Source organism: Serratia quinivorans, from assembly GCF_946227985.1.
Classification (GTDB): domain Bacteria; phylum Pseudomonadota; class Gammaproteobacteria; order Enterobacterales; family Enterobacteriaceae; genus Serratia; species Serratia quinivorans_A.
In genome coordinates, this window is the sequence record NZ_CAMKGL010000001.1 from 1,482,578 (window position 1) to 1,494,489 (window position 11,912).

General features: G+C 48.7%; 15 protein-coding genes. 3 read left to right on the top strand and 12 right to left on the bottom strand.

The window, feature by feature from the left end:
* Nucleotides 1-172: 172 nt before the first annotated feature.
* The gene (locus tag OCH02_RS06875; RefSeq protein ID WP_261430520.1) at nucleotides 173-523 is read left to right on the top strand and encodes a hypothetical protein; all 351 of its coding nucleotides are present in this window, start codon (nucleotides 173-175) and stop codon (nucleotides 521-523) included.
* On the opposite strand, the gene OCH02_RS06880 is transcribed toward OCH02_RS06875, so the two are convergent.
* From OCH02_RS06880 to OCH02_RS06920, 9 genes are all read right to left on the bottom strand, one after another.
* Complete coding sequence (locus tag OCH02_RS06880; RefSeq protein WP_261430521.1) at nucleotides 518-2,644, bottom strand: portal protein; 2,127 nt, start codon at nucleotides 2,642-2,644, stop codon at nucleotides 518-520. The two genes, OCH02_RS06875 and OCH02_RS06880, sit on opposite strands and share 6 nt — an antisense overlap.
* On the bottom strand, nucleotides 2,644-4,308 hold the full coding sequence (locus OCH02_RS06885) for a terminase (protein WP_261430814.1): 1,665 nt from the start codon (nucleotides 4,306-4,308) through the stop codon (nucleotides 2,644-2,646). The genes OCH02_RS06880 and OCH02_RS06885 overlap by 1 nt, the downstream gene beginning before the upstream one ends.
* 47 nt (nucleotides 4,309-4,355) lie before the next feature.
* The gene (locus OCH02_RS06890) at nucleotides 4,356-5,219 is read right to left on the bottom strand and encodes a terminase (protein ID WP_261430522.1); all 864 of its coding nucleotides are present in this window, start codon (nucleotides 5,217-5,219) and stop codon (nucleotides 4,356-4,358) included.
* A gap of 70 nt (nucleotides 5,220-5,289) precedes the next feature.
* Entirely contained in the window at nucleotides 5,290-5,502 is a 213-nt protein-coding gene (locus OCH02_RS06895; RefSeq protein ID WP_261430523.1) for a hypothetical protein, read from the bottom strand.
* A gap of 39 nt (nucleotides 5,503-5,541) precedes the next feature.
* Complete coding sequence (locus tag OCH02_RS06900) at nucleotides 5,542-6,078, bottom strand: DUF2570 domain-containing protein (protein WP_261430524.1); 537 nt, start codon at nucleotides 6,076-6,078, stop codon at nucleotides 5,542-5,544.
* A 132-nt stretch (nucleotides 6,079-6,210) separates the two neighbouring features.
* Nucleotides 6,211-6,759 (bottom strand): lysozyme, encoded by a 549-nt coding sequence (locus OCH02_RS06905; RefSeq protein ID WP_261430525.1) that lies wholly within the window; start codon nucleotides 6,757-6,759, stop codon nucleotides 6,211-6,213.
* The gene (locus OCH02_RS06910; protein ID WP_232241070.1) at nucleotides 6,756-6,998 is read right to left on the bottom strand and encodes a phage holin; all 243 of its coding nucleotides are present in this window, start codon (nucleotides 6,996-6,998) and stop codon (nucleotides 6,756-6,758) included. Before OCH02_RS06910 ends, OCH02_RS06905 begins: the two co-directional genes overlap by 4 nt.
* Before the next feature lie 145 nt (nucleotides 6,999-7,143).
* On the bottom strand, nucleotides 7,144-7,731 hold the full coding sequence (locus tag OCH02_RS06915; protein ID WP_261430526.1) for a hypothetical protein: 588 nt from the start codon (nucleotides 7,729-7,731) through the stop codon (nucleotides 7,144-7,146).
* Between the two features lie 9 nt (nucleotides 7,732-7,740).
* A complete protein-coding gene (locus OCH02_RS06920) occupies nucleotides 7,741-8,553 on the bottom strand; it encodes a TIGR02642 family protein (RefSeq protein WP_261430527.1) in 813 nt (270 codons plus the stop codon).
* 127 nt (nucleotides 8,554-8,680) lie between these two features.
* Between OCH02_RS06920 and OCH02_RS06925 the strand changes: the two genes are divergently transcribed.
* Entirely contained in the window at nucleotides 8,681-9,325 is a 645-nt protein-coding gene (locus tag OCH02_RS06925; RefSeq protein WP_261430528.1) for a DUF6338 family protein, read from the top strand.
* Here OCH02_RS06925 and OCH02_RS06930 read toward each other — a convergent pair.
* On the bottom strand, nucleotides 9,311-9,598 hold the full coding sequence (locus OCH02_RS06930; protein WP_261430529.1) for a hypothetical protein: 288 nt from the start codon (nucleotides 9,596-9,598) through the stop codon (nucleotides 9,311-9,313). The genes OCH02_RS06925 and OCH02_RS06930 overlap by 15 nt on opposite strands.
* Nucleotides 9,599-10,023: 425 nt before the next feature.
* Here OCH02_RS06930 and OCH02_RS06935 point away from each other — a divergent pair, with 425 nt between their 5' ends.
* Nucleotides 10,024-10,149 carry a hypothetical protein gene (locus OCH02_RS06935; RefSeq protein ID WP_261430530.1) on the top strand — a complete coding sequence of 42 codons (126 nt, stop codon included), beginning with the start codon at nucleotides 10,024-10,026 and terminating at the stop codon, nucleotides 10,147-10,149.
* Between the two features lie 168 nt (nucleotides 10,150-10,317).
* Here OCH02_RS06935 and OCH02_RS06940 read toward each other — a convergent pair whose 3' ends face one another.
* Nucleotides 10,318-10,758 carry a VRR-NUC domain-containing protein gene (locus tag OCH02_RS06940; protein WP_261430531.1) on the bottom strand — a complete coding sequence of 147 codons (441 nt, stop codon included), beginning with the start codon at nucleotides 10,756-10,758 and terminating at the stop codon, nucleotides 10,318-10,320.
* Entirely contained in the window at nucleotides 10,751-11,908 is a 1,158-nt protein-coding gene (locus tag OCH02_RS06945) for a hypothetical protein (protein ID WP_261430532.1), read from the bottom strand. The genes OCH02_RS06940 and OCH02_RS06945 overlap by 8 nt, the downstream gene beginning before the upstream one ends.
* Between the last annotated feature and the right edge of the window lie 4 nt (nucleotides 11,909-11,912).

Here is an 11,912-nt window from a genome sequence, read left to right on the forward strand (position 1 = left end):
GCGGCACAAACAAAAATGCCCGCACGAGGCGGGCAAATACTCAAAAGAAAATCACAACAACACTGACCTTGACCGAGGGAAATAAAAAAGCCCCGCTTTTTAGGGCGAGGCTTGATATCATTCCGAAATCTAGCGCGTATTAATTCTTTGTTCAAGAGAAAGATAGAGGCTCATGATGAATAAATTAAGATTCACATTATTCAACTTAACACTATTACTTGTTACAGCAGTTACGCGTCCAAATAAAACATCAGTTAGGCTGGCTATGCTTGGCTGCTCTATAGCAGCAGCAATCGCTGGGCACTTTTTGTTAACGCTCGGGTCATCATGGAGAGAAATCCTCGCCTATATGTTGTCAGGCGAAATGAGCATTATACAAATCACTGTAATGTCACTCATTGTGTTCCAGATTCTTTTCATCAAACTATACTTTGTCTTCGCTGGGTATATGCTGACGATTGTGCGCAAAGAACGATTTGGTATCTGGCCACCGCTTTCGAGCCTTTTTGGTGTTAAGTCATAGCGGTAAAGCATCAATTTCCCCCTGAATGGTCTGCAACATCTGATCATTCAGGGCGTTGATTTCCGCTGATACATTCTCCATCTGTTGCAGGATTTGCCCTGTCTGGGCTTGAGTATGGGCATCATTGAAGCGCTGCCCATTAGCTAATGCGTCATCCCGCTTCGCCTGTGCAGCAATGCGTTGGCTTTCCGCTTCAAGTTTGGCAACCTTCCCTGCAATCTCCCGCATCGCGAGCTCTTGCTGGGCCTGTTGCATCTGTTGCTCTTGCTGGGCGGCCTGCTGCTCTTCTGGCGTCATTTCGTCCGGTGCTTTCGGCGTGCCAAGTGCGCTGCGGATCCGCTCAATAAACTCCTGCTTGTTCGGCACATCCAGCAGTTCCACCCACATATCCAGCACCGTCGCCTGCACCTCTGGCGGCAAGCCGGTGATCACTTGAGACATGCGTTCTGCCAGTTGCGATTTATAAGCCGGCGTCTGCTGAATAGGTGCCAGGGCAATATGCGCACGCAGGCGGGAGACATCGTTATTCATCGGGCCTTGTTCTTCTTCGGCATTCAGCATGACCTCTTTGCGACGACGCTTATCATCGCGGTTGATGACCACTTTGTAATTGCGCCGGCGGCTCAAGTCCTCCAAAAGGTACGATAACAACAGTTGCCCGACCTGCTGACAGGCAAATTGGTAGTTGTCGTTGATTTCTGCCAGCGTAGTGGCACCTTGCTCTACCAGATTGCTTATAGCGATGCCGCTCGATGCGCTTGAATCCTGACCGAGGAATGCTGAGTACACGCCCATGCCATCTTGGATCAGCTTCATCGATTCCTGCATGACTGTAAACTGCTGCTGAGCCACCTGGAAATCCTGTTGCACCGTCAGCGCTTCCGCTATGGTCTTTTTGTTCTTGCGATCCGGGTTAAGGTTAACCACACCGTCTGGCCGTTCGAGCTCTTCCGCCAGTTGCTTATCCGTCATGTTGGTAGCGTCGGCATCTTTAATCACACGCTTGGCCTGTAACAGCCAAGTGAGCTTAATACGACGGAAATTTACTTCATCCTGTGCCGGAATAGCACGACAGGCCAGCCCATAGGGCGCGCCGGTTTTGTCTTTGCGGTAACCCCAGAATGGGATTAGCGGGAACATACCCTGCGGCGCGGAGCATGGACGGTCAGTGATGAAGTGCGGGCCAACAAACCACGCTTCACGGATCCGGCTGACGCGGGCCATAGTGACCGATACGCGGCCGGTGGCCAGCGCCACAGCGTGCATAACGTTGTTCTTGTCGTATTCGATAACACGCCCGTTGGATAGCTCCATCACCGGCATCTGTTGATAGGTGCGGTAATAGATAACCTGCAGCATAACTCGCTTGCGGTTTGAGGTGATCCACTCGGCCTGGTCGCGGCTATACGAGTTATATTCCTCATAACCGTTAATCAGGTTGGACTCATCACCTTCGGCCAGATCGGTTTCAACAAAACCTTTCCATTCACGCACTGAATAATCGATAACATCAGCATGCCCGGGGAACGAGCCTTTCACCTCGTCAACATCCAGCCAGCGCTTACGCATCAGCCAACGGCAATCACTCAGATCAGCTTCTCGGCTGAACCAATCCCAGAAGACTTCATTGCGGTGCACGGTACCGGCTTTGTACTTATTGCCAAACGGATCGCTATTGCGACGCACTTCAACCCAGCTTAGTCCGGCCTTGATTTGCTCAGCGTATGCATCGGAACGTGCCTTGTTCAGATTGCTTAGCCGGCAGGCGTCGGAGTATTCAGCGTTGACCGCTTCCGCCATCTGCTCCATCTCTTCGCTTGGGTCATCAGCAATGACCATCAGATCGGTACGTGTCTTGGCCTCCATCCCGAGCACACCGTCGATAGTCGGAGCGATCAGGTTGTGCATGGTTAATGGCTGCCCACGCTCTTTTAGCTTGGAAACAACCTCCGGAGGTAGCTGATCGCCATCGTAATAGGCACAGGCCGTATTGGCTGTGGTTCGCCACTCAGGCTGAGAATCAATGTCAGCAGAGATATTCAGCAGTTGTTGCAGCGTAAAGCGGTCGCGGTTGTCAGGCTGAGACTGCGCGTCTTCAGCGTCAAGCATGGCTGTATTCATCAGTGAGACATCCAGTGTGTGGGTTTAGATCTGTCGATAGGTGTGACCTTCGGACGGGCTGGCATACGGGCACGCATCTCTTGGGCAATGGCATAACTCATCACCTGGTCGTCGTAACAACCGGATTGCGCCCCCATGGCCCCCTTAGGGTCATACACGTAGGTGTTCGCTTCATTGACGGTGCCAATCCAGCGGATACCGCTGACACCGTTGCGTAGTAGGGTCTTCAGACCTTCAGTGATAACTGGCTTGCTTTGCTTGGTTGTCAGCCAGCCGAGCTTTGGCGTCTCGTCGTCATCCTCGCGATCGAGATACTGCTCAGCGTAGATAGCGCGTAGCGGGTAGATATCACGAAGCTTTTGCAGCACCGCGTGACCGTGGTTGTTACGCTCTGGCCCGATATAGGCGGTGTTGTACCATTTTCCGACGTGTGCCAGCAGTTGCGCGAATAGTTCTGCATCGAGGTAGCCGAACCAATGCCCCACTTGCTCGCCGCTGCTCTTCTTGATGACGTCAAACGATGATCGGTCGCCGTTTTCTAACCCTTCCGCGATATCAGCGCCGATTGCATAGTCTTCTTCCGGATCTGGAAGCTCCCAGACCAGCAGATGATTTAACAAGGTGCGGACAAGCTCTTTTGTTTCACCGCTTCGCAACCCCTGAGCTTTGGTCTTAGTGCCGGTTACCGGATCCATGTCGTACACCAGCAATGGCGGCTTACAATGGCCTTGCGCTTTCATCGTGCTAATAGCATCGAATACCCGGCGGCCAGAAGTCAGGAACGCCTCCAGCGGTGTGCTGGGGAACTCCTGCTTCATTTCATCGCGCTGCTCGATTTCTTTGTTGATGTACCACTGCCGTTGCTCAGCACTGAGCGTGATCTGCATCGCCAGTTCAACCCCAGCAAAATATTCCCTGTGGTATTTACTGAGACGTAGGCCAGCAGCCGGAACCTGCGCCACATACTTCGGATCCTGCCACCAGGCGAAGAAATGGAACTTCCAATCCTGCGTGGTCAGCTCGATGCCAGACTGCCCCAGCTCCATTGAGCGGGTACTCATTTCGTGAAAGTCGCCGCCGACGCCCTCTGCCGTGCTTTCGATGAAGGCGATACAGCCATCGTGAATGGCGTTTAGCGTACCGGTTCGCACCTCTTTAGCCTTGGCTGGATACTTGGCGCAGATCTTCCCATGCTCGGAAATATGCAGGCGCTGGACGGTACCGGATCGGAATGAAGTCGCCACCTGAATACTGCTGCCATTGGAAAACAAAATGTAACCGCCATTCGCCCCGCTGCGCCGCTCAGTGATTTTGAAGTCCGCCCTCAACCACCCAGGCAGGTTGTCGAAAGGTATCGCTATCTTGGTACGGAAAATTTCGCCGGCCGCTGACTTGTCCTGCGCAATGATCCCGCACTTCAGGTTCTTGTTGAACAACGCCTGATCCAGCAGGTAAATGTCGATTGCGGTTGAGAAGCCGAGCTGTCGTGCCTTCAGGATAATGTTGCGGTAATGCATCGATTCGAACAACGCGCGCTGCGCCGGCCGTAAACGGAACGTGACCAACTCGCCCTTTTCATTCTCGATCTTGTAGAGGTTGTTTAACCGCCACCATGGATTTGAGAGCTTGGTTACGATGAACAGGCGCTGCTGCGCCGCTGTCATTCCGCTCATCTCATCGTCAACATTTGCCGAATCGTAGTGTGACGCCGTCATTTGGACATCAACCCGTTATCGGTCATACCCTGAATATCAGAGACGATGCCAGACAGTGGCGTGGTGACGTCTTTGTTTTCGGCAGTCAGCTTTTGCGTCTCAGCTTTCAACTTGGCAGTGGCCGCAATAATGCGCAGAGTGTCTTCACTTAGCCGCGGGATGTTGACGGCATTCAATTGCAGGCCGCTGAGCGTGCGTTCAATGGACTCAATGCGTCCGATATTCCTGTCGAGCCCCTGTTCAGCCTTGAGAAACTTGTCATATAGCTCAATACGCGTTTCAACACACTCGGCCTTCTGCAAATCCTCCATGATCTGCTTCATTGTCTTGGTTACAGACAACGCACGAGCGCGGGTGAATATCAGCTCGTCGCGCAGATCGGAATCAGCAACAGCATCGAACAGCTCATCAGCATCCAGATACTTCGAATAAGCGGAGTGTTTTCGCGCTGCCTGATTGCGGTGCTTGTACATTGTGACCGGCGCAGAATTGCCACGGTTGCCAGCAGCGCTTCTGTTGCCAGCAGTAAATCTGCCGCCGCCATCGCGCCCGGAGTTTGGTTTCGCATCAGGATCCGGAGCTGAATCAGTCTCTTCACTTGCGTCTGCTGATACATGTTCATCGTCATCTACTGAATCATCACTACCTGCGCAGTTTTGCGCATTCTCATTGCGCTGCGCACTGTGCGCAGTATTGCGCTGTTTGTTTTGCTCAGATTGCGCAGCACGAGGTTTGATGTAGCGCCGGGCCGACTGGTAGTTCAACCCACGGTTCTCACACCACTGCTGAGCTGTTATCCCTGTAGCTGCATTGTCCCTGAGGAATTCAGCCTGCAGCGCTTTCCAGTCATGCTTTGCCATGTGATGTGTTTACTGCTCTCTTCCATTGACCATTAGAAAGCCCACCCTGGTGGATGAGCTGTGTGATGGCTTATGCAACGGGCTGTGTTGAGTTGGTGTAAGTGGCGACTGTCTTGCCAGCCGCGTTCGTCACATAGACGTCGTCGCCGGGCAACAGGTGAAACTTCTCATCGCCGTCGTTACCGCTAACTACGAGGGTTTTACTTCCGCCATTCCAAAAGACTTCATTACCGCCGATTAAGCGCTCTTGCTTGGTGGCGTACTTCAACTTGATGGTGAACATATTGTTTCTCCTGCCTCTGTTAGTAAAAAGCCCCGGTAATTACCGAGGCTCTGTTGGTTGTTGGTGTGGGAGGCTTCGAATACTCGCGCGATCGTTGTTCGCCCTGTCCAGCAAGGTGAGTAACGGGTCAATCCAAAGAACCGCCTGGCGGTATGTCAGTCTGCCGGCGGTAGCGGAATCAATAGCGGCTCCGTCAGGTTTGCCGGTATCACGCATTGCGATGGCACGTAGACCGTTCGTGTACGTGTGCAGGCGCTGAGCAGTAGCGTCAGGGATATAGCGATCAGCGCATTCCTCAGTTTTAAGGTCGTTGCGGTTTTCATTTTGCCGTTCCTCACTCTTGGCTGAGATGGTGACGTTGTACTTACCGGCGGCGGCTGAAATCTCATTGGCGCGCTGGAACTGGAATGCTTGCTGGGCATTCGTCGCGGTGGCCACATCCAGATCGCTTCTCGCCTGGCTCAACTCACCATTCTTCGCAACGGATACGCCGTAGAAATGGAATGCCATCCAGCCAAGTGCAAGGATCACCGCCAGCAATACACCGGCAATGGTGAGCAGTATTTTGTTGGTCATATCAGGATCCGGGCTTAACGCCGTTTGCTATGAAAAATGTGCGGGCAACGACAATCACCGTGATTTTAGATTTCACGTAGCGTTACCGATTCGGGGGTATTCAGGCTGATATCGGCCAGAATCGGCCTGTTTTCAGTGAGCCAGACAGAGTGCCTTCTCTTTGTCGCGTCGAATCACCAGCCCCTTAAGGGCCGTTTTCCCGGAATAAATCCATCGCGGCAACTGCTCACAGGCTGCGATTGTTTTGCCGGCCAGCAGATAGCGATACATGGTGGAGCTGGTGAACTGACCGCAGCCGACATTAAAAATAAAACTCCCGACTCCATCGAATACACCCTGGGGGAGTTGTTTCCCCAGCTTGCGTTCGACATTCACTTCTATGCAGTTCTGCGCGTCCAGTTGGTCTTCGGCAAACCACTGGGCGATCTGCTGGTCATTAGCTTTACTGACAGCGGCGACGCCTTTACCGGTATGGCCGATGCCCTGTGTTGTGATTTTGGCGGGGCATAGATACGGATCCCGGCGGCAACTCTCAGCATTCCCCATAACCTCCATCGCCGCTTTGGAGAATCGGAGGGGATTACCATTTACTGATTTGAAATCACCTGCCTGGTTCAATACCAGCCCGATAATCACGGACACAGAGCAAACGACAGCGGTAACCTTCTTTTTTATCGTCATTTGGCACGCCCCGGATTGATAATTGTGGCACCGGCGCGTGAGGCGCGTTCAATAGCTCGTGTCTGACGATTCTGGAAATAAAGGTTTGCGGCAAACGTCGCGATACCGATGATGATACCGATGACAATCGCCCAATCGTTCAGCGTCAGATCGTTAAGTAATTTCCCCACCTTCCCCACCAGCACAAGAAACCCCGAAGAGAGGTAGGCCGCGAGGCTTGCTTTCTCCTGCATTTTCATACTCCACCTCCCCTGCTTGGGGGAATAAAAAAAGCCTGCTGGGCGAACCATGCAGGCTTAGGACTGACCAATAAAAAAGCCGAAGTAGCTTTAAGCATACTCCGGCATCTTTCGGAAATTTAGCGCGTTTTTTTGGCTCGGTCAATCAATCTAGTGTTTCATTTCTAGACGGTTGGATATTGATGTTCGGTAAGGTGATTTCTCCGCGATATGCAGCCTCTATGACCTTGGCAAAGAATAATTTCTTTCTGAAATCAAACTCACCTTCTTCCCGCATTTTTACGATACATTCATTTTCTGGAATATCTTTTAATAGATGCGGATATTTTAACCCAAACCAACTCCAATAAATCACCGTCTCCACGGCCCATTCTTTTTTCAGCGAATTATATATACATATTGCATCTAAAATAGCAAAATCATTAGTATCTACATTGAACTCATGCAGTTCTTTTAGATCCTTATCGGCGTGTTTGAAAAAATTCCGTGAAGCAAAAACTGCAGTAATCCATTGTTTTTGATACTCTGGGTAAATTCTATCCAGATCTCGTACCAACCCTTTAATACCCTCTTTTTTTCCAATATCAGCGAATACTTGACCTGCAGCCTCTGCCAGCGTTCGAATAGAAACGGGATCCTCTTCGCGAAAAAACAGCCTAATAGCTTGCTTAAGCTGGCGTTCTGCAACATCTATCTTTGAGAGAATCAACACTTCATTACGATTCGTATTCATTGAAATTTCTTAAACTCCCTTCTCATTTACCATTCTCTCGGCCAGAAGAATAGACGCGTTGGATTCCTCGACATACAGCCAGTCCATGCACCGCTTAACCAGATCCGAATACTGGCATACCCAGTCACCCGGCTCAACCGCAGCCCCTATGATACGCATCGATTTACGCAGATGCTCCATATTGGCGGGTATCTTACCTTTACCGCCACACTCTTCACACTCTACCGGGTGCGGCCTAACAGTGCGTCCTGTACCGGAACAACGTGGGCAAATATTGGTTGTGGTTGCGTGGCGCTCAGACCAGGCGCGCAATGCTGCACGTTCCCGCTCAATCCGCGTATTTAAATCGGCAATTTCTAACCCAGCCTCAACGTAAACAGCATCGCTGATCTGCGCCTGGCTACGTTGCTTGTCCAAAACCTTTATCTCGGCCTGCAGCGCCTCAATATTCTTGCGAGATTGAGCAGTTCGTGGCCCATATCTGCGGAATAATGATGCGAGGTGCGCCACCTGTGCCGGCAGGTTACGCTCAAGCACAATACTGAGGGCTAACTGACATGCTGGAGCCGCGCGGTCGGGATGCGGGCGCTGATGTACCCATTCATTAATCGCTGCTCGTAGCCGCTGCTCTGCCTTGAAGTCCTTGCGGTACTTCGCCATCAGCAGATCAAAGCCAACGGAATGCTGGTGTTGCGCGGATGCGAATGCTCCGAGAATTTGCTCCCTGGTCAGGGAAGCGCGTCCACGGCCTACATTCATTGACTCCGCGCTTACACAGCGTGGATCGTGCATTTTTATGAGTTGTTCTATTGCGTTGGTCATTTTGGTCAGTCCTGATATTATGATGCATAGTCGATTGTATAGTTCATTGCACTAAACGCAATATCTACCCGATGCATTGCTATAAATGAAACAACGACTCTTCTATTAAAAAATCAAGGGCTGTTAAATGGAATCGATTAGCAGTGAAATATTTGACATATTGAAGTTTTTACTTCCTGGATTTCTTACTGCTTGGATTTTTCATGCCCTCACATCGCACCCTAAGCAAGCACAGTTTGAACGAATAGTTCAAGCCTTAATATTTACTGTAATAGCCCAAGGTTTATCAACTTTTGTTAAACCTGTTTTACTGTGGTTGGGTAAATTTCATTCCTTTGGCATATGGACAAATACAACCCAGCTAGTATGGTCTTATATTGCAGCCATCATAGTTGGCCTTGTTTTCAGTGCATTTGCTAACAATGATTTACTTCATAAACTATTTCGACTTCTCAGAATAACAAAAGAAACATCTTATCCAAGCGAATGGTTTGGAACATTTCACTGCAATGAATGGTTTGTAATAGTTCATTTGAATGATGAACGCAGAGTATTTGGTTGGCCTCACGAATGGTCATCTGACCCAACCAAGGGGCATGTAGTCCTAATGAACCCTAGCTGGGTTACTGAGGATGGATATGTTGACATGAATACAGTTGGGCTTATGCTACTCAACGTCACTGACATTAAATGGGTTGAATTCTTACAAGAGACTCCTGGAGTAGATTATGTCGAGGAAAGCACCGACACCACCACCTTACCAACAAATTGATAAGGGCAAAAATCCTTTACCTCCACAGCAAAGAAGGCCGCCACCGCCGCCTATGCCACCGCCACCCAAAAAACCTATTGAGGAATAGATAATGGCGAATACCCCTTCAAAACCAACACTCATTACCCCCTCAAGGGATGGATTACCCAATGGTGGTCGAAACCCATCGCCACCCCCATCAAAAATCAGACCTACACCACCACCGCCTCCTCCGGCAAAAAAATAATAAAGGTGACTCAATGACGGTTGAAAAACATACTTTTGTTGTTCCAAATAACGTCAAAAGTGACATTTTTGGAATAAACCCACCGCCTCCATCTAATCAGGCACGACCAGCGCCGCCACCGCCACCACCAAAAAAACAAGGTAACTAATCCCCGTTATCGAGAGGTAAAGTGTGTCCAATAACAAATCAAGACCAGACTGGCAAACCAACGGTCGGAATCCACCGCCACCAACAAATCAGGCAAAACCGGCCCCACCACCACCTCCTCCATCTCCAAGAGATAAAAAATAAAGAGGTTGCTATGTCTAATAACTCAGAATCGAATATCAAGCCACATCAGTCAATACCATTAAACGAGGGGAGAAATCCACCTCCTCCATCTAACCAGGCACGTCCAGCCCCTCCTCCACCACCTCCATCTTCAACGAAGAAAAGCTGAGTCAGAATATTGTTAAAATTTATGAGGTCAATTATGTCTAAAAAAACAGATCCTTTTTTAAATCAAATTATTGGCGCTGAAGGCAGAAATCCCCCGCCACCTATTAAGGCAAAGAAACCAGCACCGCCGCCACCACCGCCATCAAAAGACAAAAAATAATCATGGTTTAACTTGGAGGTAAATATGTCTGATAAAGAAAAGCCAACTAATAACGGATTGGCATATGATGGGAAAAATCCGCAACCACCATCTAACTACACCAGACCGAAGCCACCACCACCACCTCCAAAAAAAGGCTGAGAACTTGGGCCCAGCTATGCTGGGCTTTCATTTTCCCATATATTTCATAACGCTATCTTTTGCCATGCCAAAGCTGCGTGACAAAAAAACTGAGTAACCCTCGTTTTTTAATTTCCTCATCCAATCAATTTGTTCCGATGTAGCGATGCCTGTTATCGATTTCATCTCAATCCAAAGCCCAGCATATCCATTGCGTGGCAGAGCCAAAAACAGATCAGGCACTCCAGCCCTCAACCCAAGCCGTTTCGCATCCTTTGCCGCCTTCGGCCCACGCTTCCCTTCATTGGGAATATGGATCAGGTAATCCCCGATCCGTATGCCATCAATAACCGTTTTATCCGCCCATTCGATCAGCGCCGCCTGTTCTTCCAGTTCAGGCTGCCGCCGCGCTTTCTTAACCTTCCCGCCGCGGACCTTCAGCTTCGCCTTCGTGCCAATAGCGGACATCGCATCGATACCATTAAGCACTACCTTTACCTTTCATTACCTTACCGGCAAAATCCGCAAGTATATTTGCGCCATCCAGCATTGAGGGTATGTTATCTCCAGATGATTGAATCGGACTAAATATCAGAGCTTCAAATCCTTTTAATACCTCTGATGAGTCTTTGTTATCACTCCTATACGTCACGTAATCCTGGATAAACTCGCACAAACTTAGCCTTAAGTCGATTTGTAACAACTGCGCCTGCACAGAATTACCTTCCACATAGAATAACCTTAGCAAGTAAATAAATATTAATTCCAATGTGGCAAATGGCAACAAATGTACAAGGTTAAACCAACCAATGACTGGCGATTTATAATTTATTACCAATGCCACCACGGGTAATAAAACTAGAGCACCTACCATCCATAGAAAACTCCTTCTCGAGTTTTTATAATCGGACTTCTTTTTATCTCGCATGTTACTAAAAGCTTTGCTCAAACCAACAAAATTAAATTCTGTTTTATAGGTATCTAGCGTTCCCTTCAGTACATTTATTTCAGATATAATCTTTTTCTGTTCCGCTATTTTTAAGTCCAAAACACTAGCTCCAGCCTCAAATTCATTAAGCTTTTCAAATGCCTTGCTAGTTTTAACATCGTCAAAAACCCTGCGGGTAAAATAAACAATCGCACCATTATTTAAGTACCCAAACCTTGGCCCAGTCACTCCATTCTTATTTAAAAAATCCTCGACATCCTTAGCTCTGAATTTTATACACTCAAATGCCTCCAAGTATTTAGATTGATTACTATTAGCAGGAAATGATAAACGTCCATTAAACAACTCAATCTCTATCAATATCATGCAAATGAAGTATATAAACATATGATAGTTTGAGCTTGCCATATCACGATTCAAAATAATATTACTTTTCGCAAGATCAGAAAGAGTGTAATTGGCACTGCTAAATATCAATCCATTCCCCATTCTTATTTGTTGATAAAAAACGCGCCAACTGTACAACATGTAAACATCAACAAAATCGGATGACTCTACAGTCTCTTCTCCAAGCATTATAAGTGACAGATCCATTTCATATATGTTACCTAACTTTGTATTGGCACCATTTTCAATAAGTTCATTGCAAAGATCCATTTCTTTATAAAAACTTTCTTGGTTGTTTGTCATGTGA

What these genes read in the sequence shown, in the direction of transcription:
- OCH02_RS06905 (WP_261430525.1), bottom strand. Translation starts at nt 6,759, where the DNA reads ATGACGATAAAAAAGAAGGTTACCGCTGTCGTTTGCTCTGTGTCCGTG.
- OCH02_RS06910 (WP_232241070.1), bottom strand. Translation starts at nt 6,998, where the DNA reads ATGAAAATGCAGGAGAAAGCAAGCCTCGCGGCCTACCTCTCTTCGGGG.
- OCH02_RS06920 (WP_261430527.1), bottom strand. Translation starts at nt 8,553, where the DNA reads ATGACCAACGCAATAGAACAACTCATAAAAATGCACGATCCACGCTGT.
- OCH02_RS06935 (WP_261430530.1), top strand. Translation starts at nt 10,024, where the DNA reads ATGTCTAAAAAAACAGATCCTTTTTTAAATCAAATTATTGGCGCTGAA.
- OCH02_RS06890 (WP_261430522.1), bottom strand. Translation starts at nt 5,219, where the DNA reads ATGGCAAAGCATGACTGGAAAGCGCTGCAGGCTGAATTCCTCAGGGAC.
- OCH02_RS06925 (WP_261430528.1), top strand. Translation starts at nt 8,681, where the DNA reads ATGGAATCGATTAGCAGTGAAATATTTGACATATTGAAGTTTTTACTT.
- OCH02_RS06895 (WP_261430523.1), bottom strand. Translation starts at nt 5,502, where the DNA reads ATGTTCACCATCAAGTTGAAGTACGCCACCAAGCAAGAGCGCTTAATC.
- OCH02_RS06875 (WP_261430520.1), top strand. Translation starts at nt 173, where the DNA reads ATGATGAATAAATTAAGATTCACATTATTCAACTTAACACTATTACTT.
- OCH02_RS06900 (WP_261430524.1), bottom strand. Translation starts at nt 6,078, where the DNA reads ATGACCAACAAAATACTGCTCACCATTGCCGGTGTATTGCTGGCGGTG.
- OCH02_RS06880 (WP_261430521.1), bottom strand. Translation starts at nt 2,644, where the DNA reads ATGAATACAGCCATGCTTGACGCTGAAGACGCGCAGTCTCAGCCTGAC.
- OCH02_RS06945 (WP_261430532.1), bottom strand. Translation starts at nt 11,908, where the DNA reads ATGACAAACAACCAAGAAAGTTTTTATAAAGAAATGGATCTTTGCAAT.
- OCH02_RS06885 (WP_261430814.1), bottom strand. Translation starts at nt 4,308, where the DNA reads ATGACAGCGGCGCAGCAGCGCCTGTTCATCGTAACCAAGCTCTCAAAT.
- OCH02_RS06915 (WP_261430526.1), bottom strand. Translation starts at nt 7,731, where the DNA reads ATGAATACGAATCGTAATGAAGTGTTGATTCTCTCAAAGATAGATGTT.